The 22,232-nt window shown below is 49.0% G+C and carries 21 protein-coding genes and 3 tRNA genes; 15 read left to right on the plus strand and 9 right to left on the minus strand.

Features of this window, described 5'->3' with window-relative positions:
• Nucleotides 1-14 precede the first annotated feature (14 nt).
• From eptA to rnt, 5 genes are all read left to right on the plus strand, one after another.
• A complete protein-coding gene (eptA, locus tag J1C60_RS09620; protein ID WP_128174320.1) occupies nt 15-1,646 on the plus strand; it encodes a phosphoethanolamine transferase EptA in 1,632 nt (543 codons plus the stop codon).
• Between the two features lie 46 nt (nt 1,647-1,692).
• Nucleotides 1,693-2,286, plus strand: coding sequence for a TetR/AcrR family transcriptional regulator (locus J1C60_RS09625; RefSeq protein WP_128174318.1), 594 nt, complete (start codon nt 1,693-1,695; stop codon nt 2,284-2,286).
• A gap of 57 nt (nt 2,287-2,343) precedes the next feature.
• A complete protein-coding gene (nemA, locus tag J1C60_RS09630) occupies nt 2,344-3,444 on the plus strand; it encodes an alkene reductase (RefSeq protein ID WP_128174316.1) in 1,101 nt (366 codons plus the stop codon).
• Between the two features lie 261 nt (nt 3,445-3,705).
• Nucleotides 3,706-4,113 (plus strand): lactoylglutathione lyase, encoded by a 408-nt coding sequence (gene gloA, locus J1C60_RS09635; RefSeq protein WP_128174314.1) that lies wholly within the window; start codon nt 3,706-3,708, stop codon nt 4,111-4,113.
• Nucleotides 4,114-4,238: 125 nt separating this feature from the next.
• Nucleotides 4,239-4,904, plus strand: a complete 666-nt coding sequence (gene rnt / locus J1C60_RS09640; protein WP_182611398.1) for a ribonuclease T — start codon at nt 4,239-4,241, stop codon at nt 4,902-4,904.
• 46 nt (nt 4,905-4,950) lie between these two features.
• On the opposite strand, the gene J1C60_RS09645 is transcribed toward rnt, so the two are convergent.
• Nucleotides 4,951-5,289 carry a Grx4 family monothiol glutaredoxin gene (locus tag J1C60_RS09645; protein ID WP_128174313.1) on the minus strand — a complete coding sequence of 113 codons (339 nt, stop codon included), beginning with the start codon at nt 5,287-5,289 and terminating at the stop codon, nt 4,951-4,953.
• Nucleotides 5,290-5,751: 462 nt separating this feature from the next.
• On the opposite strand from J1C60_RS09645, the gene J1C60_RS09650 reads away from it, so the two are divergent.
• Complete coding sequence (locus J1C60_RS09650) at nt 5,752-6,531, plus strand: C40 family peptidase (RefSeq protein WP_128174311.1); 780 nt, start codon at nt 5,752-5,754, stop codon at nt 6,529-6,531.
• 142 nt (nt 6,532-6,673) lie between these two features.
• Here J1C60_RS09650 and cydH read toward each other — a convergent pair whose 3' ends face one another.
• A complete protein-coding gene (gene cydH, locus J1C60_RS09655) occupies nt 6,674-6,763 on the minus strand; it encodes a cytochrome bd-I oxidase subunit CydH (protein ID WP_128174309.1) in 90 nt (29 codons plus the stop codon).
• 358 nt (nt 6,764-7,121) lie between these two features.
• Here cydH and purR point away from each other — a divergent pair, with 358 nt between their 5' ends.
• Nucleotides 7,122-8,147 (plus strand): HTH-type transcriptional repressor PurR, encoded by a 1,026-nt coding sequence (gene purR, locus J1C60_RS09660; RefSeq protein WP_128174307.1) that lies wholly within the window; start codon nt 7,122-7,124, stop codon nt 8,145-8,147.
• Between the two features lie 35 nt (nt 8,148-8,182).
• Here the strand turns inward: purR and punR are convergent, their stop codons facing one another.
• Nucleotides 8,183-9,088, minus strand: coding sequence for a DNA-binding transcriptional activator PunR (gene punR, locus J1C60_RS09665; protein ID WP_128174306.1), 906 nt, complete (start codon nt 9,086-9,088; stop codon nt 8,183-8,185).
• Between the two features lie 117 nt (nt 9,089-9,205).
• Here punR and punC point away from each other — a divergent pair, with 117 nt between their 5' ends.
• On the plus strand, nt 9,206-10,414 hold the full coding sequence (punC, locus tag J1C60_RS09670; protein ID WP_128174304.1) for a purine nucleoside transporter PunC: 1,209 nt from the start codon (nt 9,206-9,208) through the stop codon (nt 10,412-10,414).
• 404 nt (nt 10,415-10,818) lie between these two features.
• The gene (gene cfa / locus J1C60_RS09675) at nt 10,819-11,967 is read left to right on the plus strand and encodes a cyclopropane fatty acyl phospholipid synthase (protein ID WP_128174302.1); all 1,149 of its coding nucleotides are present in this window, start codon (nt 10,819-10,821) and stop codon (nt 11,965-11,967) included.
• A gap of 129 nt (nt 11,968-12,096) precedes the next feature.
• Here the strand turns inward: cfa and J1C60_RS09680 are convergent, their stop codons facing one another.
• Entirely contained in the window at nt 12,097-12,747 is a 651-nt protein-coding gene (locus tag J1C60_RS09680) for a riboflavin synthase subunit alpha (RefSeq protein ID WP_128174300.1), read from the minus strand.
• Nucleotides 12,748-13,072: 325 nt separating this feature from the next.
• On the opposite strand from J1C60_RS09680, the gene J1C60_RS09685 reads away from it, so the two are divergent.
• From J1C60_RS09685 to J1C60_RS09710, 6 genes are all read left to right on the plus strand, one after another.
• Nucleotides 13,073-14,446, plus strand: a complete 1,374-nt coding sequence (locus J1C60_RS09685; protein ID WP_128174298.1) for an MATE family efflux transporter — start codon at nt 13,073-13,075, stop codon at nt 14,444-14,446.
• Nucleotides 14,447-14,593: 147 nt separating this feature from the next.
• Nucleotides 14,594-14,670: transfer RNA gene (locus J1C60_RS09690), tRNA-Val, on the plus strand.
• A 4-nt stretch (nt 14,671-14,674) separates the two neighbouring features.
• A tRNA-Val gene (locus tag J1C60_RS09695) sits at nt 14,675-14,751 on the plus strand.
• Nucleotides 14,752-14,761: 10 nt separating this feature from the next.
• Nucleotides 14,762-14,838 (plus strand) — tRNA-Val (locus J1C60_RS09700).
• Nucleotides 14,839-15,229: 391 nt separating this feature from the next.
• Complete coding sequence (gene pykF / locus J1C60_RS09705; protein WP_128174296.1) at nt 15,230-16,642, plus strand: pyruvate kinase PykF; 1,413 nt, start codon at nt 15,230-15,232, stop codon at nt 16,640-16,642.
• 302 nt (nt 16,643-16,944) lie between these two features.
• On the plus strand, nt 16,945-17,181 hold the full coding sequence (locus J1C60_RS09710) for a major outer membrane lipoprotein (RefSeq protein WP_128174295.1): 237 nt from the start codon (nt 16,945-16,947) through the stop codon (nt 17,179-17,181).
• Nucleotides 17,182-17,336: 155 nt separating this feature from the next.
• Here J1C60_RS09710 and J1C60_RS09715 read toward each other — a convergent pair whose 3' ends face one another.
• From J1C60_RS09715 to sufC, 5 genes are all read right to left on the minus strand, one after another.
• Nucleotides 17,337-18,329, minus strand: coding sequence for a L,D-transpeptidase family protein (locus J1C60_RS09715; protein ID WP_128174293.1), 993 nt, complete (start codon nt 18,327-18,329; stop codon nt 17,337-17,339).
• A gap of 190 nt (nt 18,330-18,519) precedes the next feature.
• Nucleotides 18,520-18,936 (minus strand): cysteine desulfuration protein SufE, encoded by a 417-nt coding sequence (sufE, locus tag J1C60_RS09720; protein ID WP_128174291.1) that lies wholly within the window; start codon nt 18,934-18,936, stop codon nt 18,520-18,522.
• Nucleotides 18,937-18,963: 27 nt separating this feature from the next.
• On the minus strand, nt 18,964-20,187 hold the full coding sequence (gene sufS / locus J1C60_RS09725; RefSeq protein WP_128174289.1) for a cysteine desulfurase SufS: 1,224 nt from the start codon (nt 20,185-20,187) through the stop codon (nt 18,964-18,966).
• Nucleotides 20,184-21,467: a Fe-S cluster assembly protein SufD gene (gene sufD / locus J1C60_RS09730; protein ID WP_128174288.1), complete on the minus strand. Its 1,284-nt coding sequence runs from the start codon at nt 21,465-21,467 to the stop codon at nt 20,184-20,186. The genes sufS and sufD overlap by 4 nt, the downstream gene beginning before the upstream one ends.
• Complete coding sequence (gene sufC / locus J1C60_RS09735; RefSeq protein ID WP_128174286.1) at nt 21,442-22,188, minus strand: Fe-S cluster assembly ATPase SufC; 747 nt, start codon at nt 22,186-22,188, stop codon at nt 21,442-21,444. The genes sufD and sufC overlap by 26 nt, the downstream gene beginning before the upstream one ends.
• Between the last annotated feature and the right edge of the window lie 44 nt (nt 22,189-22,232).

A 22,232-nucleotide genomic window follows, 5' to 3' on the forward strand; every position in this document is an offset into this window, starting at 1 on the left:
ACCCTGCCTGGTTTATGACATCCTTGATTAAATTACGCTGTAACGAAAAGACATTCACGCTAGGGACTGCTCTTTTTTTCGCTCTCGTCTCAAACGGTATTTTTATTATTCATGCATGGAAAGTCATTCTCTTTCGCAATCTGCATGATTATCTGTTTGCCGCCACCGTACCACTGGTTCTTTTTTGCGCGTTTATCATCATCGTTAGTGTTTTATCGCTGCCATGGTTGCGTAAACCGCTGTTGGTTCTCTTGCTACTGGCCAGCGCGGCGGCGAACTATTTCATGTTCAGTTTTGGTGCCGTCATTGACGCCAATATGATGCAAAACGTCTTCGAAACCAATATGCAGGAAGCCGCGTCGCTCTTCAGCTACCGCTATCTTTTGTGGATGCTGATCATGGGCATCATTCCTGCCCTCATTGTGTCATTAGTGAATATTGCGCACCCTCAAAAATGGCTATTTCGGCTGGTGTCGCGAGCCCTGTACACCGTTTGTGCGATCTCCGTGGCGCTGTTGATAGCCGCTTGTTTTTATAAAGATTATGCCTCAATGATTCGGAATAACCGCGGGCTGGTAAAGATGATTACACCGGTTAACGTAGTCAGTGGCACAGGGCATTATATAAATACGCGTTGGTTGGCGGGCGATCAAGCCTTAATTCCCATTGGTCTCGATGCTAAAAAAGGGGCTCTGGCAGTCGCGGAAAAGAAAAAAACGCTGGTGATCTTTGTACTGGGTGAAACCGGGCGAGCAGAGAACTTTTCGTTAGGCGGCTATTCACGTGAAACCAATCCGCAATTAAAAGAACAAGGGGTGATCTATTACAAAAATGCCACCTCTTGTGGTACAGAAACTGCTGTTTCTGTGCCCTGCATGTTCTCAAATATGTCACGCAATGATTATAACGCCAACCTTGCGCTTCATCAGGAAGGGGTCCTTGATATCCTTTCACACGCGGGCATTAACGTGCTGTGGCGAGAGAATGACAGCGGCTGTAAAGGTGCCTGCGACCGTATCCCGCACACGGATATGACGCAGTGGCAGGCCAATGCATTTTGTCAAAAGGGATATTGTCAGGACGGCATGCTGCTGTATCGATTGCCCGAATATATCGATAGCGTAAAGCAAGATACCCTCATCGTTCTACATCAAATGGGCAGCCACGGCCCGGCTTATTATTTGCGCTATCCTCCAGACATGCGCAAATTTACCCCCACCTGTGACACGAATCAGATCCAGGATTGCACGCCTCAGGCATTGGTAAATACTTATGATAACTCATTGCTGTATACCGATTCGATGCTGAGCGACACCATCAAGATGTTGAAAGCTTATAGCGATAGATTTAACGTTGCGTTGGTGTATCTCTCCGATCATGGTGAGTCTCTGGGTGAACATGGCATCTATCTGCACGGTACGCCATACGTCTTCGCCCCCAGCCAGCAAACACATATTCCTTTTTTATTCTGGATGTCGCCTGATTATACCCGTACGTATCGCGTTAACACGGCGTGTTTACGCCAAAAAGCGGAGCATGACAATGTTTCTCAGGACAACCTTTTTCATACGTTACTGGGAATGCTGAATGTGGAGACAAAAGAATATCAGCCAGGGCTGGATATGATGAAGACCTGCCGGTCATAGAATAACAGGGGTTGCATTAGACTGACTGGTCTATTACGCTGGGCACATGAATAAAACGACACGCCATGATACCTGTGAGCATCTGCTACTAACCGCCGAGCAACTTTGTCTGCAGCGTGGTTTTAACGGCATGGGATTAAGCGAACTACTGGGCGTGGCCGGTGTGCCGAAAGGGTCGTTTTATCATTACTACCGTTCTAAAGAAGCCTTTGGCGTTGCCATGCTGGAGCACTATTTCGCACATTATCTTCAGTCAATACGTGCATTTCTCGAAGAAGATATGGCTAATCCGCGCCAGCGCATCATCACTTATTATCAGCGAGCACATGACTCCTTCGGCGAAAACAACTGTGCGGATGCCTGTCTTTCCGCCAAATTGTCCGCAGAAGTTTGCGATCTGTCCGAATCTATGCGCGTAGCACTCGATAAAGGTTCCAGAGCGATCATTGCTGTGTTATCAGTGACGCTGCATCGAGCAGTTAAAGAACAGCAAGTTCCGCTATTTTCTTCGCCTGAAAACTGTGCCGAAATGCTTTATATACTCTGGCTCGGCGCCAGTCTGCAGGCTAAAATTCGCCGCGATAACACGCCACTGAAACAGGCTATTACGGTAATTCAACAAATGTTGCCTGACGTCTGATTCAAAAAAAACACATTAACTAGTCGACCGGTCTACTACGGTATCATTAAGGTTATTATGAAAATTACTCAGCTTTTCACCCCACTTAAAGTGGGCGCGATCACCGTTCCAAACCGAATTTTTATGGCCCCGCTGACACGATTGCGTAGCATTGAACCCGGTGATATCCCTACGCCATTAATGGGCGAGTATTATCGTCAGCGTGCTACCGCAGGCTTGATTATTACCGAAGCGACCCAAATCTCTTTCCAGGCTAAAGGTTATGCCGGTGCGCCAGGCTTGCATACCCCAGAGCAGATTGCTGCGTGGAAGCACATTAACGCCGGTATTCATCAGGCTGGCGGGCGCAGTTGTGTTCAGCTATGGCATACCGGCCGCATTTCCCACAGCAGCCTGCAACCCGAAGGTAAAGCCCCTGTTGCCCCTTCAGCCGTTCTCTCAGCAGATACCCGAACTTCCCTGCGGGATGAAAATGGTCTTACCATTCGTGTATCCACCTCCTCGCCTCGGGCACTGGATAAAGCAGAAATTGCGGAAATTGTGAAAGACTTTGGACAGTCAGCAATTAATGCACGTGAAGCCAATTTTGATTTGATGGAGCTACACTCAGCGCACGGCTATCTGGTTCATCAATTCTTATCGCCGTCAACTAACCAACGTGACGACGAATACGGTGGCAGCATCGAAAACCGCACACGTTTTGCACTTGAAGTGCTTGATGCTGCCATTGCTGGCTGGACCGCCGAGCGAATTGGCATCCGTATATCCCCTCTGGGTCCATTCAATGGTCTGGACAACGGTGAAGATCAGGAAGGGGCTGCGCTGTATTACATTGCCGAGCTGGCCAAACGCAACCTCGCCTATCTACACATTTCTGAACCTGACTGGATGGGAGGCCCGGCCTATACGGAGTCATTCCGCAAAGCTATCAGGGCGGTTTATCCCGGGGTAATTGTGGGTTCAGGTGCCTATACGGCAGACAAGGCAGAAACATTGATTCAACAAGGTCTGATCGATGCCGTGGCTTTTGGCCGTAACTTTATCTCTAACCCGGACCTGGTTGAACGTCTGAGGCAAAATGCGCCATTAAACACCCCCAAACCAGAAACTTTTCATGGCGGCGGTGCGGAAGGCTATACCGATTACCCCACCTTATAAGCGTGGGATAATCGTACTCGACGGCAGTAAATTAGCGCTGCCGGATGTCACATGATTATTCCTGTGACATCCGCTCAGTAAACTTTCGAACGTAAGTCAAACGCGAACGATAGGACAACCTGAGTAAAAGGTAATGGCGTGACTTGCAAAATATCTGTCTGCACCCGGAAGCGGTGCGCCCTGCTCTTTGAATATTTTGGGTATATACTGAGTACGTTTTTTCTGCTGTCTGATGACAGCTCTTAACTGGATGAGGAATTTATGCGCTTACTTCACACCATGCTACGTGTTGGCGATCTGCAACGTTCAATCGATTTTTATACCAAGGTACTGGGAATGAGGCTGCTGCGTACCAGTGAAAACACCGAATATAAATATACGCTGGCTTTTGTTGGATTCACTGATGAGAGCGAAGGTGCCGTCCTTGAGCTGACGTATAACTGGGGCGTTAATGAATATGATCTCGGTAACGCCTATGGACATATTGCGTTAGGCGTTGATGATGTTGCCGCAACCTGCGAGCGTATTCGTAAAGATGGCGGCACGGTTTCTCGCGAAGCAGGTCCGGTAAAAGGCGGCACAACCATTATCGCGTTCGTTGAAGATCCTGACGGCTATAAAATTGAGCTGATTGAAAATAAACAGGCAGACCACGGCCTCGGTAATTAATTGCCGCAGGGGGGTGTGTGAGAGTGCCTGTATGTGTATGGCGCTCTCTTGAACATCTCCCCGGCTGCATCCCTCCCTGAAATTTGCCATACTATGCGCTGCATTTTCCCGTCGACGAGATCCTGATGTCTGAATTGAAAGAATTGAATACCCTGAGCGATCGCTTTCGCGGTTTTTATCCGGTAGTTATTGATGTTGAAACCGCAGGTTTTAATGCAAAAACAGATGCGCTATTGGAAATTGCTGCCGTCACTTTAAAAATGGATGAAAACGGCTGGCTGGAGAAAGATGAGACGCTCCATTTCCACGTAGCGCCATTTGAGGGAGCAATTCTTCAACCGGAGGCACTCGCCTTCAACGGCATTGATCCCCATAACCCATTGCGCGGTGCGGTGAGTGAATATGAGGCACTGCACGCTATTTTCAAACTGGTGCGCAAAGGGATTAAGGATAAAGGCTGCAATCGCGCCATTATGGTGGCGCATAACGCGACATTCGATCTTAGTTTTATGAATGCCGCCGCAGAACGGGCCAGCCTGAAACGTAATCCTTTCCACCCATTTGTCACTTTTGATACTGCCGCACTTAGCGGGCTGGTTGTTGGTCAAACAGTGTTGGCAAAAGCATGTATCGCCGCGGGGATCTCTTTCGATAGCACCCAGGCACACTCTGCACTTTATGACACGCAGCAAACGGCCGATCTTTTTTGTGAGCTGGTCAATCGCTGGAAACGCTTAGGGGGTTGGCCTTTAGTGCCCGCAGAGGCGCACGATCAGGAAGTCGATAGCTAACACAGATGTGTAAATAAGGGCGGGAATCCGCCCTTATTCTCAGTGATTAGTTTTCTTCAGCGGGATATTTAGCCGCTGTTTCTTTAATCAGCTGCTGTAATTCCCCCGCCTGATACATCTGAATGACGATATCGCAGCCACCAACTAACTCGCCATCAACCCACAGTTGTGGGAACGTTGGCCAGTTAGCATACTTTGGCAGCTCGGCGCGGATGTCCGGATTTTGCAGGATATCCACGTAGGCAAAGCGTTCGCCACAGGCAGAGAGAGCCTGAACCGTCTGCGCAGAGAACCCACAGCTTGGCAGCTTTGGCGAGCCTTTCATGTAAAGCAGGATTGGGTTTTCTGCGATCTGGCGCTGAATTTTTTCAACAGTACTCATAATTGCCTTCCTTAATACGTTACTTCGTGTCTATTTATTGTAGCGATACTCGGCATCACCTGAAAACGACATTTTCATCATAATTGCCCAGTTTGAGCCCATTATGCCAAAAACATAGACTAGAATAACAACTGTGCCCAAATAATCACTGGTAGATAAGGCTATATCTTAAATCTTTATCGCGTGCTGTTACCTTCGCGAGAATGTAAACGGCTAACAATCCGGCTGGCGGAATGCACGGTTGACCGTTTTTTAAGTAGTAACATTTCGTCATAATAGTGGCGAGATAAGCGACTGATAATGTTTATTTATAAACCGGATTGCGCTAATCCACGTTTTAAGCAAAAAAGACCTTACCTTTTATAAATCAATTAGATTAGAATCTTTCATCGGCGCTGCTTTTGTTGGGCAGAATTTTATTAAGCCGCTCTCTGATGCGACGAGAGCATAACCTGTTGCGGGATCATGCGTTTACTCATCACACTCTTTATGCTGGCATTTGCACAGTTGTTCTTTAATATGGCGCACGCATCGCCACATGCTTCTGTTACCGCAAATCAGCATAAAAAAGTGGATAAAAGCAGCCCGCGTGAAGATGAGCGGCGCAAAAGACGCCAGGTTAAAACGTCGCCTAAAAAAGCACGTACAGCCTCGATTCAGAAAGTAAAGCTAAAGAAAAAGCCTTCGCTACAAACTGCAGCCGTTGCCACGCCCCACGTCATCTCCGGTAAGAAGCCACTGATAAGGCATTATGGTAAACAACGCAAAATCGCATCCAAAGCACCAACTCTGACAGAGAATGGCTCATTGACTCTCAGTACCGCTCACCGGGTGCGCTATCAGAAAGCGCGTGAAACCGCGATGAATAAATTAATGGGTCAGCTCGGGAAGCCCTATCTTTGGGGAGGTACATCGCCCCATACCGGTTTTGATTGCAGCGGTTTAGTCTGGTATGCCTATAAAGACCTGGTGAAGTTTAAAATTCCACGCACCGCTAATGAAATGTACCACTTACGTGACGCTGCAACGATAAATCGCGAAGCGTTGGAAAAAGGCGATTTAGTCTTTTTTCGGATTAATAATCGTGGGGCAGCGGATCACGTTGGAGTTTATCTCGGTAACGGCAAGTTTATCCAGTCTCCGCGCACCGGCAAAGACATACAGATAAGCGCGCTTGGCGATGATTACTGGCAACGACATTATGTAGGGGCCAGGCGCGTGATGACGCCCAAAACTATCCGTTAACGTGGTGTGTCTTACGTCTTGAACCGCAGTAGTAATGTCCACCAGTGTTGCGCAACTTTCCGAATCGAGCAATAACCAGAGAAAGAGAGGCCATCAGCATTTTCCGTTGTCTCCCCCCTTCCTCATACTTATGCATCTGTGATTAATGCATTACCGCCACCAGGCTAAACGCAATAATCATCAGCAATGCGCCAACGGTGGTCATCAGCGATAACTTCAGGTTAGTACACATATTACACCTCCTTAAATAAGATTCTGTCGATAAACTAACTGGCAACACGATCTGAATGTCAGAGACATCCTATCTCACAACATGAATTATGACGACAACCAATAGCGGTGAACAGATTTTCCTGACATGGCAGGTAAAAATCTCGTTTTCTGTTCACAGCCTTGATAGAATTCCTTTTTTTCGTTGCGCAACGACTGCAACGTCGCATCACTGGCCGTATCTCAAGACGTCAATTACCTTCCCGACGTCATTCAGACAGCAATGAATAAACGACTGCCGTCGGTAATGGTGATGCGGACGCAAACGTTTAACATCAAGCTTATCAACAAATTATGATAAGCGCAGGGGTAGCATTTTAATGGCAACAATTAAAGATGTGGCAAAGCGTGCGGGAGTCTCCACCACCACGGTTTCTCATGTCATCAACAAAACACGCTTTGTCGCGGAAGACACGCGGGAAGCAGTATGGGCAGCAATCAAAGCGTTACACTATTCTCCTAGTGCCGTTGCACGCAGCCTCAAGGTTAATCACACCAAATCAATTGGACTGTTGGCAACCTCTAGTGAAGCGCCCTATTTTGCTGAAATTATCGAAGCTGTAGAAAATTGCTGTTTTGATAAAGGCTATACGCTGATTTTAGGCAATGCGCATAACAACTTGCAGAAACAGCGCGCCTATCTTTCCATGATGGCGCAAAAGCGCGTGGATGGACTGCTGGTCATGTGCTCAGAATATCCCGATGATTTGCTGAAGATGCTGGAAGAGAATCGCAACATTCCGATGGTCGTTATGGATTGGGGAATGTCACGCGGCGACTTTACCGACACAGTCGTCGATAACGCCTTTTCCGGAGGTTATCTGGCAGGACGCTATCTGATTGACCGGGGACATCGGGACATCGGAGCCATTCCAGGCCAGTTGGAGCGCAATACCGGCGGCGGTCGGCACGCAGGATTCCTGAAGGCGCTGGCTGAAGCCAATATTACCGTCCGCGAGGAGTGGATCGTTCAGGGAGATTTTGAGCCTGAATCCGGATACCGTGCAATGCAGCAAATTTTATCGCAAAAGAACCGACCAACTGCCATATTCTGTGGCGGTGATATTATGGCAATGGGCGCGATTTGTGCCGCCGATGAGATGGGGCTGCGGGTTCCGCAGGATATTTCGGTGATCGGGTATGATAACGTGCGTAACGCTCGCTACTTCACCCCTGCGCTAACTACCGTTCACCAGCCGAAGGTGCAGCTTGGTGAAACTGCCTTTGAAATGCTACTGGACCGAATTACCAGTAAACGCGAAGAGCCGCAGACAATTGAAGTCCATCCTTCTCTGATAGAACGTCGTTCGGTAATCGATGGTCCTTTCAGAGATTACCGCCGCTAAGAGTTTGTGAATGCAGGTCCGGGCAACGCCCGGTATCACTCGCGTAGCCACTCTTCATTCATCGTTTCACTGCTTCCCAGATAATCCAGTAGCCAGCTTAATGCCGGCGACATACTCTGCTCAGCCCAACTCACGCAGCAAGGGCTGTCAGGGAAGCTTTCCGGCAGCGATAATTCACTTAGTGCTCCAGATGCTATTAACGGCGCGGCAAAATGCCCTGGCACCATACCCACACAGAATCCCGCCAGCAAACAATCAAAAGCAGTTTCCCAGTCGGGCGTAACCAGTCGTCGCTGATTGTCCAGCGTCCAGGTCGTCCGTTTTGGTAACGCACGGGAAGTGTCTTCCAGTACCAACGATGGCCACTCTCGTATCCGGTCATCCTCAACGGCACCTGAATGCCGCGTCAGCGGATGTCCTGCTTTTACAACGCAGCGCCAGTTCACCGCCCCCATGTCGCGAAAAGCAAATCGCCCACCCACGGGAATCGCCTGCGTCGCGCCAATAGCGACGTCGACGCGGCCATCCGCTAACGCATCCCACACGCCATTGAACACTTCAGACGAAACGTGCAACTCCATATCTGGAAAAAAACGGTAAAAATCAAGGACCAACTGCCGGGTTCGTTGCGGTTTAACAATACGGTCGACCGCAATACTCAACTGCCCCCGCCAACCATTAGCGACCTGTTGGCACTGTCTGCGGGTGGCAAGCATTTTTTTGATAACACCTCGCCCTTCATGAATAAAAAGACGACCAGCATCCGTCAGAATAACATCGCGGTGACGGCGCTCAAAAAGGCTAACCGCCAGCCACTCTTCCAACTGACGCACGGTATAGCTTACCGCTGAAGGTACACGGTGTAGCTCATTCGCTGCTGCACTAAAACTGCCGGTGCGCGCTACAGCGTCGACCACTTCAAGGGAATGTTCAGACCACACAATTTGCCTTCAATTATTTTGATAACAAGACGCAAATATTAGCGTTTCACAACGTGTATGGCACGCGTTTACACTCAGCCGCGTTAAAATCACCTGCTATATAAAAAGAGCTGTTTAATGATCAAGTCGAAAGGTTTCCTTATTTACCTGGCCGTGCTGAGCATGCTGGGATTTCTTGCTACCGATATGTACCTTCCCGCCTTTGGCGCCATGCAACAAGATCTCCAGACCAATCCGGGGGCTATTAGCGCCAGCCTGAGTATATTTCTGGCCGGTTTTGCCTGTGCTCAGTTGGTGTGGGGGCCCTTATCGGACCGTATTGGGCGTAAGCCAGTATTGTTAATGGGCCTGAGCCTGTTTGCGGTCGGCTGCGCGGGCATGTTGTGGGTTGAAAGCGCGCCACTGTTATTAGCGCTGCGTTTTGTTCAAGCGATAGGTGTTTGTTCGGCCGCAGTGAGCTGGCAAGCACTGGTTGTTGATCGCTATAGCGGCACTCAGGCAAATCGCGTTTTTGCTACGATTATGCCGCTGGTCGCCCTTTCTCCAGCACTGGCACCCTTGTTGGGTGCATGGCTTTTGAACCATTTTAGCTGGCGCGCTATTTTTGTTGCCCTGTTCGTCATTGCGATAGCGTTATTCATTCCAACACTACGTCTGCAAACCAAAACCGCCAGTACAGTACATAATAATGCTCAGGAGAAGGTCAGTTTCTTCACACTATTACAGTCTCGTCCTTACAGCGGCAATGTGCTGATTTATGCCGCCTGCTCTGCCAGTTTTTTTGCCTGGCTAACAGGGTCGCCATTTATTTTGGCCAATCTTGGCCTGACACCGGGCGATATTGGCCTGAGTTACGTTCCGCAAACGATCGCATTTCTGATTGGTGGATTTGGCTGTCGCACACTGCTTAATCATGTTGACGGGAAAACCATCCTGCCCTGGTTACTGCTGGGTTATGCTATCAGTATTACGGCAATTTTTTTGGTCGCGCTATCCGGCATCGTTACGTTGAGCGCACTCTTAATTCCTTTTTGTGGGATGGCGATGGCAAATGGTGCTATTTACCCGATCGTAGTCGCCAACGCCCTATTACCTTTTCCAAAGGCAACCGGTAAAGCAGCAGCCTTGCAAAATATGCTGCAACTGGGACTGTGTTTCTTTGCAAGCCTCGCGGTTTCATCACTTATTTCACAAGTATTGATAGTAACCACCGCCGTAATGTTGTTCACAATTTTTCTGGCCTTCATTGGTTTTGCACTACAATTTCAAGGGTGGCCAAAGAAATTACGCGACGGTGAAGTCGCCACACTGGGTAGACATTCCTGAGAAAAACGATTTAGTTAGCACCCTAACAATTTACCATTGAATATTGCCTCACGTGAGCATATACTCTTTTTGAGGCAATTTTTTACAACAAATTAGCAACATTTTTTTATTTTAGCCTGACAGGGTTGTCGTGGTGTTTTACGGCGTGGCATTCGTTGCGCTTCTCTGCAGGAAATACCCAACGTAAACGACGCCGTAGTGACTTGAGTTGGCATCTGTACGATCGTCCCTCAGGAATAAGTACCACTGTTGCGTTCTTAAGAAAGGTATATTCATTCAATTTCAATCCTCTGTTTAACGTCGGATATCTGACGCACGGATTTTTCCGTGGGTTTTCTCATAATACTGTAGAAATTGACTATTCTATTTCTCAGGTTCTAATCACAGAAGGTGATGGAGAAGCTATGAGTTCATCGTGTATAGAAGAAGTGAGCCTGGAAGAAAACCATTGGTACCGCATTGTCCATGAAATGCTCAATATTGCTGATATTGAGATTAATGGTTCGCGCCCGTGGGATATTCAGGTTAAAAATCCGGAGTTTTTTAAACGGGTTATCCAGGACGGCTCACTGGGGCTGGGTGAAAGTTACATGGACGGCTGGTGGGATTGTGAACGCCTCGATATTCTTTTTCAGCGCGTATTAATACATAAACTCGACCAGAAACTCCCTCACCACTTTAAAGATACGCTGCGCGTCGCGGCTGCGCGTCTCACCAATTTGCAATCCAAAAAACGCGCGTGGATCGTTGGTAAAGAACATTACGATCTGGGTAACGATCTCTTTTCGTTGATGCTGGACCCGCATATGCAGTACTCCTGCGGATACTGGAAAGAAGCCTATACGCTTGAGCAAGCACAAAATGCTAAGCTGAAAATGATTTGTGAAAAACTACAGCTTCAGCCCGGCATGTCCTTGCTGGATATTGGCTGCGGCTGGGGTGGATTGGCCGAGTATGCGGCCCGCCACTATGGCGTGAGTGTTTACGGTGTCACTATTTCTGCCGAACAACAGAAATTAGCACAGGCACGCTGTGAAGGTCTGGACGTCACTATCCTGCTACAGGATTACCGCGACCTTAATCAGCAATACGATCGTATTGTTTCCGTCGGCATGTTTGAACATGTGGGGCCTAAAAATTACGCCACCTACTTTGACGTGGTTAATCGTAACTTGAAGCCCGACGGTATTTTCCTGTTGCATACCATCGGTGCAATTAAAACCGATGTGAATGTAGATCCCTGGATCAATAAATATATATTCCCTAACGGCTGCCTCCCCTCAGTACGTCATATCGCTGACGCCAGCGAGCCCCACTTTGTTATGGAGGACTGGCATAATTTCGGCGCAGATTACGATACAACGTTAATGGCGTGGTATGCGCGTTTTAATGATGCCTGGCCACAGTTGGAAGAAAAGTACGGGGAACGTTTTAAACGTATGTTTAGTTATTACCTTAACGCATGCGCGGGTGCGTTCAGATCGCGCAGTATTCAGCTTTGGCAGGTCGTGTTTAGTCGTGGTGTAGAAGGTGGGTTACGCGTCCCACACTAAATGGTCAACCGCCGTTTCAGTAGATTACGCAGGAAACAGCAAGGGATAACGACAACGTACTGAGTATACTGCTCAACCCTATAGAAATATCACCAAACTCAAGGGTCGCAAGCGACCCTTTTACTTTACTCACGACTCTTCAGCCCGTTCAGCCGCCGTCAATAACGCGGCTTCACGCTGTGCTAACACCCGCTCGACCGTTTCGACAATGGCCTGAGTGTGGGGATCGATCTCGATATTGACACGTTGTCCCAACTTCTTCGTGCCCAGCGTAGTGCGAGCCAGCGTCTCAGGGATTAAATGCACACAGAACTTTGTTTTGTTAACATCCCCTACCGTCAAACTGATGCCATCAATGCCGATAAAACCTTTGTGCAGAATGTATTTCATCTGCTCTACGTCCCGAGGTTTAAACCAAATTTCGCGATTATTCTCTGAATTAATGATCTTACAAATTTCGGCCGTAGTCATAATGTGGCCAGACATCAAGTGCCCACCAATCTCATCACTGAATTTCGCAGCTCGCTCAACGTTTATCTTATCGCCCGGCTGAAGCTCACCCAAGTTAGTGATACGTAATGTCTCTTTCACCAAATCAAAACTCACGCGATCATTATTGATTTCCGTGACGGTTAGACAGCACCCGTTATGCGCAACTGATGCCCCCAACTCCAGGCCTGGCAAGAGTTCCGCTGGAAGTTTAACTATATGGGTACGGAAGTTGGTTTTTTCTTCGATAGACAGCACCTCTGCGGTGCCCTGCACAATACCGGTAAACATGCTTAAACCTCAGTCTGTTTTTTGGCAATATTACCATAGTCTGCCGATTTCCAGCATTGGGGCATGATCATCCCCTACCGGTTTAATGATCGTTGGATTAACGTATATCGTCCCGCTACACTAGTCCTGCGGTCCTGGAATTCATTGGCAAAAAAAAGCTGGATGATGATATCGGACCTCAATCCGTCACCCCAGTCCGATACTACCGGTGAGCAAAGCGGTGGTCTGTGCCGCTAACAGTTCCAGATACGCCAATAATGACGACGACGATATAGTCCGATGATCACGCGTTAAGGGATAAATATAATTAAAAAGGATATATTACGTGCAAAAATATATGACTGAGGCGCGACAATTACTCGCCCTCGCCATTCCCGTCATTCTTGCGCAAATTGCGCAAACTTCGATGGGGTTCGTCGATACCATTATGGCGGGTTCTGTGAGTGCAACGGATATGGCGGCTGTCGCGGTCGGGACGTCAATCTGGCTCCCCAGTATTCTATTCGGTCATGGCTTAATTCTGGCCTTAACGCCAATTGTTGCGCAACTTAATGGTTCGGGTCGTCGCGAGCGCATAGCACATCAAGTTCGTCAGGCTTACTGGCTTGCGGCCTTCGTTTCGGTATTAATTATGGTGGTGCTATTTAATGCGGGCCATGTTATTGGCGCGATGAAAAATGTCGATCACGATCTTGCTGATAAGGCGATTCGCTATCTGCGTGCTTTACTGTGGGGCACCCCAGGCTACCTGTTTTTTCAGGTTGCACGTAGCCAATGTGAGGGATTATCCAAAACGAAACCCGGGATGGTGATGGGATTTATCGGCCTGCTGGTCAATATCCCGGTAAATTATATTTTCATTTACGGGCACTTTGGCATGCCCGCCTTGGGCGGTGTGGGCTGCGGTGTGGCAACAGCCGCAGTTTACTGGGTTATGTTTATTGCCATGAAAATTTGGGTAAATCGCGCGGGATCGCTGCGGGATATCATAAATGCTACCCGATTCAGCACGCCTGATTGGCCAGTATTATGGCGAATTACTACGCTTGGACTGCCAGTTGCCCTGGCACTCTTCTTTGAAGTAACGCTCTTTGCCGTCGTAGCACTGCTGGTTTCCCCTATGGGCATCGTCAAAGTCGCGGGTCATCAGATCGCGCTGAACTTTAGCTCTCTCATGTTTGTACTGCCGCTTGCTTTAGGAGTGGCCGCCACGATTAGAGTGGGTTACCGGCTTGGCCAGGGCTCGGCTGAAAATGCACGGATTGCAGCATGGACGGCACAGGGGGTTGGGATCTGTATGGCTGCGATCACCGCAACCTTTACCGTCATCTTTCGTGAACAGATTGCCTTATTGTATAACGATAATCCTGAGGTAGTGATGCTGGCCGCACAGCTGATGTTTCTGGCTGCTATCTACCAATTCTCTGACGCTATTCAGGTAATTGGAAGCGGCATCCTACGCGGATACAAAGACACACGCTCGATCTTCTTTATCACATTTATCGCTTACTGGGTTCTGGGCCTCCCCAGCGGTTATATTCTGGCGATGACTCATTGGGTGGTGCCGGCTCTCGGCCCGGCAGGGTTCTGGTATGGGTTTATTATTGGCTTAACCTCATCAGCCGTTATGATGATCTGGCGAATTTGCCGGTTACAACGTTTACCGGCAGACGTTATTCTCGCCAGGGCTGCTCGTTAATCTATGGGCCTTTCGGGCCCATTACGTTTAAAAAAACGGCGGGTCGCACAGTTGCTCAGCAGTCGGTAACAAAAATCACGCTTTCCGCTTGCCAGCCGAGTAAGCTGCCGTTAATATTCGTCCCCGCTATCAGCTTAATAGCAAAATGCGTTCTTAGCTCAGTTGGTTAGAGCACCACCTTGACATGGTGGGGGTCGGAGGTTCGAGTCCTCTAGAACGCACCAAAGTGCGTCCGTAGCTCAGTTGGTTAGAGCACCACCTTGACATGGTGGGGGTCGGTGGTTCGAGTCCACTCGGACGCACCAATCGTTTTTTGCGTTCTTAGCTCAGTTGGTTAGAGCACCACCTTGACATGGTGGGGGTCGGAGGTTCGAGTCCTCTAGAACGCACCACATCCAGTACCCCCCGTTTATTCGTTACTTATACTGAACTCCCCTGTTTGCGCAACTTCACCTTTTATTGATCTGACACCTCTCCAAACTGTGCTTTTTAATTGGTTTTCTAGCACTTAGCGACTATAATAATCAACGTTGTTTTACTTGAATGGTTTCAGCCAATTGACGAGCCCCGACCTGCAACAACTACAGCTTGCGCAACACATCCCGGCGGCCATGCTGGACCATCCGCATAACTTCTTCTGCACGCTTTGTATCTGTCTCCTATTATTATTCAGTATTGTCACCCTTTATACCGTCCGTCTGATACACACAAATTTTCCCTTCGGTGCATTGCTCATCGAAAATACGCCTTAATCCTCCATCACAACTTATAGATAACTTGCTCATGAAAAAGACCAAGATCGTTTGTACTATCGGCCCTAAAACCGAATCCGAAGAGATGCTAACCCACCTGCTTGATGCAGGTATGAATGTGATGCGTCTCAATTTCTCCCATGGCGATTACGAAGAACACGGCCAGCGCATTACCAATTTGCGTGCAGTGATGAGTAAAACCGGGCATCAGGCCGCCATCCTACTGGATACTAAAGGTCCGGAAATCCGCACCATGAAGCTGGAAGGCGGCAATGATGCTTCCCTCAAAGCGGGTCAGACCTTTACCTTTACGACCGATCAGTCGGTGATTGGCAACGCAGAGCGTGTTGCAGTCACCTATCCAGGTTTCGCTGCCGATTTGAAAATTGGCAACACCGTGCTGGTAGACGATGGTCTGATCGGTATGGAAGTTATCGAAGTAACGGAAGACAGCGTCATCTGCAAAGTGCTGAACAACGGCGATTTGGGTGAGAACAAAGGCGTTAACCTGCCGGGTGTCTCTATTCAGTTACCGGCACTGGCTGAAAAAGATAAGCGTGACCTGATTTTCGGCTGTGAACAAGGCGTTGACTTCGTCGCCGCTTCTTTTATCCGTAAACGGTCAGATGTATTGGAAATTCGCGAACATCTGAAACAGCACGGCGGCGAGCATATTCAGATCATCTCCAAAATTGAGAACCAGGAAGGTCTGAACAACTTTGATGAAATCCTTGATGCCTCCGACGGTATTATGGTTGCTCGCGGTGACCTCGGCGTTGAAATTCCGGTTGAAGAAGTCATCTTCGCGCAGAAAATGATGATCAAAAAATGTAACCGCGCACGTAAAGTGGTCATTACCGCCACCCAGATGCTCGATTCGATGATCAAAAATCCTCGCCCTACCCGCGCTGAAGCTGGCGACGTCGCGAATGCCATTCTTGATGGTACTGATGCCGTAATGCTCTCAGGTGAGAGTGCAAAAGGGAAATACCCGCTGGAGTCGGTCACCATTATGGCAACGATCTGTGAACGTACAGACCGCGTAATGAAGAGCCGCATCGACTCTCAGCAAGATAACCGTAAAATGCGCATTACTGAAGCCGTTTGCCGTGGCGCGGTTGAAACCGCCGAGAAACTGGAAGCACCGTTGATCGTGGTAGCGACCGAAGGGGGTAAGTCAGCGAAATCCGTGCGTAAGTATTTCCCGAACGCGACCATACTGGCTTTGACCACCAATGAGCAGACCGCACGTCAGCTTATTCTGAGCAAAGGTATCGTGACGCACATCGTGAAAGAGATCGCTTCAACTGATGATTTCTACCGCATCGGTAAAGATGCAGCACTGGAAAGCGGCTATGCGCTAAAAGGCGATGTCGTGGTGATGGTTTCTGGCGCACTGGTACCAAGCGGCACCACAAACACAGCATCAGTTCATGTCCTGTAATTAAGAATGGCATTCTGTGCTAAAAAAGGCGCCTAAGGGCGCTTTTTTATTTTTTAATAAAAGAGGTTCAGAAAAACACCAATCGAAAAAAACTATTTAATCCGCAGAAATTCGAAGATTCGTCCGATTAAAACTGCCTGTTTTCTTTTATTTTTCTCTCATTTACCCCCTGACAGATGCTTCTTTGAGCGAACGATCAAATTTAAGCATGTTCTCATCAAAAATTTATTCTCATTGGAAAAAGCTTTGTGTAATACTTGTAACGCTACATGGAGATTAACTCAATCTAGAGGGTATAAATAATGAATCGTACTAAACTGGTACTGGGCGCGGTAATTCTGGGTTCTACTCTGCTGGCAGGCTGTTCTGGCAATGCTAAAATTGACCAGCTGTCTACCGATGTTCAGACTCTGAACGCTAAAGTTGATCAGCTGAGCAACGACGTGAACGCAATCCGTTCTGACGTTCAAGCGGCTAAAGACGACGCAGCACGTGCTAACCAGCGTCTGGACAACCAGGCTCGCTCTTACCGTAAGTAAGAGTTCTGGTAGTAAAAATGGCGCACATTGTGCGCCATTTTTTTGCCCTGATGTTCCCGTTATCCCCGATTTATTATTTCTAAACGTCCCTGTCGCGCTGTACGCATCCCTGCTGGCTTGGCGTTAATATCCTGACGAGGGCCAGCCGAACGCGTCTACTGTTGCTCTGCGTCGCCCTGCTGCTGCTGGATAGCCGAAAGCGGATTACCGTCCTCACCAATATCTTCGCCTCTACTGACTAATATCGGCATACCGGAGCGACGGACGATGGCCTGTTCAGACAGGCGCGTATCACTATCCTTACTGTTAATAAACGCAGATGCCGCTTTGCTCAACGGAATCTTCATCGTCTGTGGGTCGTCTTTTTCTGTATGTGATAGAGGCTGATGCACCTCAATGTAGCGCTTCCCATCGGGTTCCACTGCATATTTAATCGGTTGGTTAATTACCTGCACACGCGTTCCTTGCGGTACGTGGTTAAACAACGCCTCAATATCATCAGGGCGCAGGCGAATACAACCAGAGCTTACGCGCATACCGATACCAAAGTTAGCATTGGTGCCGTGTATCAGATATTGTCCCGTTCCTCGTGCCAGCCGTAGCGCAAACAGCCCCATTGGGTTGTCCGGCCCGGCGGGTATAACCGCAGGCAGCGTTACGCCTTCTTTGGCATAGCGTTTGCGGATATTTACCGTAGGTGTCCAGGTAGGATTAGGGATTTTCTGGCTAATGCGAGTCACCATTGTAGGCGTATTAGCCCCCAATTGGCCTATCCCAATGGGATAAACAATCACTTTATTCTCGCCCTTCGGATAGTAGTAAAGACGCAGTTCGGCAATATTGACGATAATACCTTCTCGTTTGGTATCGGGCAGTAGCATTTGGGTGGGGATCGTCAGTTCAGTACCAGCTTTGGGTAGCCAGGGATCGGTGCCGGGATTAGCTTCAAGCATGCCTAACAGGCCCACTTTATAGTTGGCCGCGACATCTTCCAGCGGCCGATTGCCGGCCGGCACGGTAAACGTGGTGTTCTCGCCAATCAGCCGGCTATTATCGGGGGGAAGCGGATACTCAGTGGCACTGGCAACACGCGTCCCGGCAATAAAACTTAGCAGTAAAAATCCAGCGAGGTTTAACACAGGTTTCATGCGGGGTTCTCTTATTGTGGACAGAAGTGATTCCCACGCTAAGTATATACCCGCCGTACGTCAAGTCGCAGGACACTGGCCATCGCGGCTAACCGGCTACGGCAAACGCCATTGTAGAGCGCTTGTTGCTCCTGACAGTGCGGCGGGTGCCAGGAGCAAAAACGGAGACAGGATCTTATAAATTAATGCGTTAACTCAGTGTTTGTGCTTTAAGACGAATTGCGCGAATCATCGCTTCAAGCCCCTGAGAACGGGATGGGGTAAGATGTTGTGTCAGCGCGAGCTGTTCAAACACAGGGCGTATATCGTAATCCAGAATCTCCCGTGCGGTCATCTGCTGATAAATAATAAAAACTATTGCTATCAATCCCTTAACTATCGCAGCGTCGCTATCGCCCTGCAGGTGTATAGTGCCATCCCCTCCCTGATTCATGACTATCCAGACCTGGCTCTGGCAGCCCGAAATGGTATTTTCGGGTTGATGCAACGAATCGGACAATTCTGGCAAGCGACCGCCTAATTCAATCACATACAGATACTTCTCTTCCCAGTTGGCGCAGCGGTTAAAATTACGCACCAGTCTCTCTTTGTCCGGCAGTGTTGCCATCAGTTCCTCCCTTGTCTGCCAGTAGAGTTAACCCCCCAGCAAACGATGAATACGTATCAGACCTGCAACCAGCCGATCTGCCTCTTCTTCACTATTATACAGAGCAAATGAGGCCCGGCACATTGCCGGAACAGCATAATGGCTCATCAGTGGCATGGCACAATGATGTCCGGTGCGGATCGCAATGCCATATTGGTCGAGAAAACTGCCCACATCATAGGCGTGATGGTTTCCGAGATTAAAGGCGATCACTCCGGCACGTCGCTGCGGCCCATATACAATCAGGTCGGGGACGGAGGCAAGTTTATCCAGCGCATAACGCATCAGCATCTGTTCGCGCTGCTGAATGTTATCCAGACCCAGTGTTTCAACCCAAGTCAGGGCCGCGCCGAGGCCAATAATTCCGCCGGTATTAGGCGAACCCGCTTCAAAGCGCCACGGCGCTGAATTAAACGTAGTGCCTTCAGGCAGCACGACATTGGCAATCATTGAGCCGCCGCCTTCCCAGGGTGGCATCTGCTCCTGTAAGGCTTTACGCGCATAAAGAACGCCGATCCCCGTTGGACCGTAGAGCTTGTGACCTGAGAAGACATAGAAATCACAATCGATATCCTGCACATCAACTTTATGGTGCATGACTGCCTGTGCGCCATCAATCAGCGTCACTATCCCCGCCGCTTTGGCCTGCGCCACTAGCGCTTTCACTGGATTGATAGTACCCAACACATTGGAAACCTGGGTAACCGCAAATAACCGCGTGCGATCATCAATTAGCGAAGCAAGTTGCCCGGTGTCAAGTTCGCCGTCTGTCGTCAACGGCAACACGCGGATTTCAGCCCCCACCCGTTGTGCAAGCATCTGCCACGGAACGATGTTGGCATGGTGCTCCATCTGAGTAATGACGATGTTATCACCGGCTTTGAGCTGGCTGCTGCCCCAACTATTGGCGACGAGATTGATCCCCTCCGTGGTGCCCTTAACAAAGATAATCTCGTCCTGTGAGGCAGCATTGAGAAAACGCGCGGCCTGATTGCGCACGTTTTCCATATCAGTGGTCGCCTCGGCGCTCAGGGTATGAATACCGCGATGTACTGCCGCATAGCCATGCTGATAGAAATGGCTTTCCGCCTGAATGACGGAAAGTGGTTTCTGGGCGCTGGCCGCGCTATCCAGATAGGCCAACGGCTGTCCGTTGACCTCCCGTGACAGGATAGGAAACTCCGCGCGGACGCGAGCCAGATCAAAATTCATTTGATGCCTCCGGGAAAGCGTTGAGCAATGCGTTGTAGCACGACCGTCTTCAACGTTTCATCTTCAATTGCCTCGGTCAATTCAGCAGCAAAAGCATAGATAATCATGCGCTGTGCCGATTCCTCATCAATGCCACGCGAACGCAGATAAAACATCTGCTCATCGTCAATACGGCCAATGGTGGCACCATGGCTGCACTTCACGTCATCCGCGTAGATTTCCAGTTGAGGTTTAGTATCGACTTCGGCCAGACGCCCCAATAACAGGTTATTATTGGTCATTTGTCCATCAGTTTTTAACGCATGCTTTGCCACTTTAATCATGCCATTGAAAACTGCGCGTGCGCGATCGCGGACAATGGTTTTATGGAGTTGTCGACTCTGACAATAGCCTTTGTTATGTTCCAGATAAGTCCGGGTATCACACACTTCTTTATCAATCGGCAATACCAGGCTATTGATATTCAACGTGGTATTTTCACCATTAAGCTGTGCGCTGGTGTTATGGCGCGTCAGACCTGCCCCTAACAGAAAGCTCTGGCTGATAACATTCGCGTCACGCCCTGAAGTAATGTCGTTGTGAGCAAAGTGGTAGCTGCCAACATTCTCAAATGCCAACTTAATATGATTCAGACGTGCATTATCGCCCACCGCCATCGTCAGGCGAGAACCGGTAAAGTGAACCGCATCGTGAAGACTGACGTAATGTTCAATAATTTGCGCTTCCGCGCCCTCTTCAACCTGAAGATGGTGCCGATAGTGCGAGGTGTTCATCTGCTCGCTACCACTACCGCTACTGATATGCAGCAAATAAAGCGGGCGTTGCGTCGCGCTGCCACGCGTGACCTGTAATGTGATCGCTTCTTCAGCCAGACTTTCGGTCAAATGCAGGAACATCTCGGCCTGAACAGGGGCGTCAAATGCCCGGCGCTCAGCAGCCTGTGAAACCTGTACGCCGTAGCCATCAAAAGTTTGATCACTGAGCTCAGCATTGAATTTGCCATCAATAAAGATCAGGCGCACCGCATCAATATTCAGCGCAATTTGAGCAATATCCTGCGCGGTAACGCGACTATTTTCCGGTAGCACAAAACTCTGGCTAAACAGGGATTCCAGCGGCGTATACTTCCAGTTCTCTTGCTTACGGGTTGGCAACCCTAAACGCATCAGTTGCTGCCAGTGCTGCTGTGCCTGCAGCGAGCGGCTTTTTCCACGCGATTCAAACAGGTGGTGCCACTGTTGCAGTGCATTATCACTACTCTTCGTCGGTAAGCCAGCCATAGCCTTGCTCCTCCAACTGTTTCACTAACGTAAAATCACCGGATTTCACAATTTTTCCCTGGTAAAGAACATGGACATAATCCGGCTTAATGTAATCAAGTATACGCTGGTAGTGGGTAACAATGATGAACGAACGCTTGCCGTCGCGCAGCGTATTAACGCCGTTTGCCACAATTTTTAATGCGTCAATGTCCAGACCCGAGTCGGTCTCATCAAGAATGCAGAGCTCTGGCTCCAGTGCCGCCATTTGCAGGATATCGTTGCGCTTCTTTTCGCCACCGGAAAAGCCAACGTTAACCGAACGCGTCAGCAAATCTTCCGGCATTTTTAGCAACTGGATTTTATCTTCAATGAAATCCTGAAAATCAAAGCGATCAAGCGGTTCATTATCGCGATATTTGCGCACTGCGTTTACGGCCGTTTGCAGGAAAAACTGATTGCTGACGCCGGGAATTTCAACCGGATACTGAAACGCCATAAAAATACCTTCACCAGCGCGATCTTCCGGTGATAACTCAAGCAGGTCTTTCCCCTTGAAGGTGACGGAACCACCAACGACATCATACTCTTCACGTCCGGCCAGCGTAGCGGAGAGCGTGCTTTTCCCTGAACCATTCGGTCCCATAATCGCATGAACTTCGCCGGGTTTAATCTCCAGGTCCAGTCCCCGCAGAATGGCTTTATCCTCAATACTGACCTGTAAATTTTTAATACTTAACATAGAATTTCCTTCGCATTGCTTTCCGGCAACGGTGTTCATCGCGA

The sequence above is a fragment of the [Pantoea] beijingensis genome (assembly GCF_022647505.1).
Classification (GTDB): Bacteria; Pseudomonadota; Gammaproteobacteria; order Enterobacterales; family Enterobacteriaceae; genus Erwinia; species Erwinia beijingensis.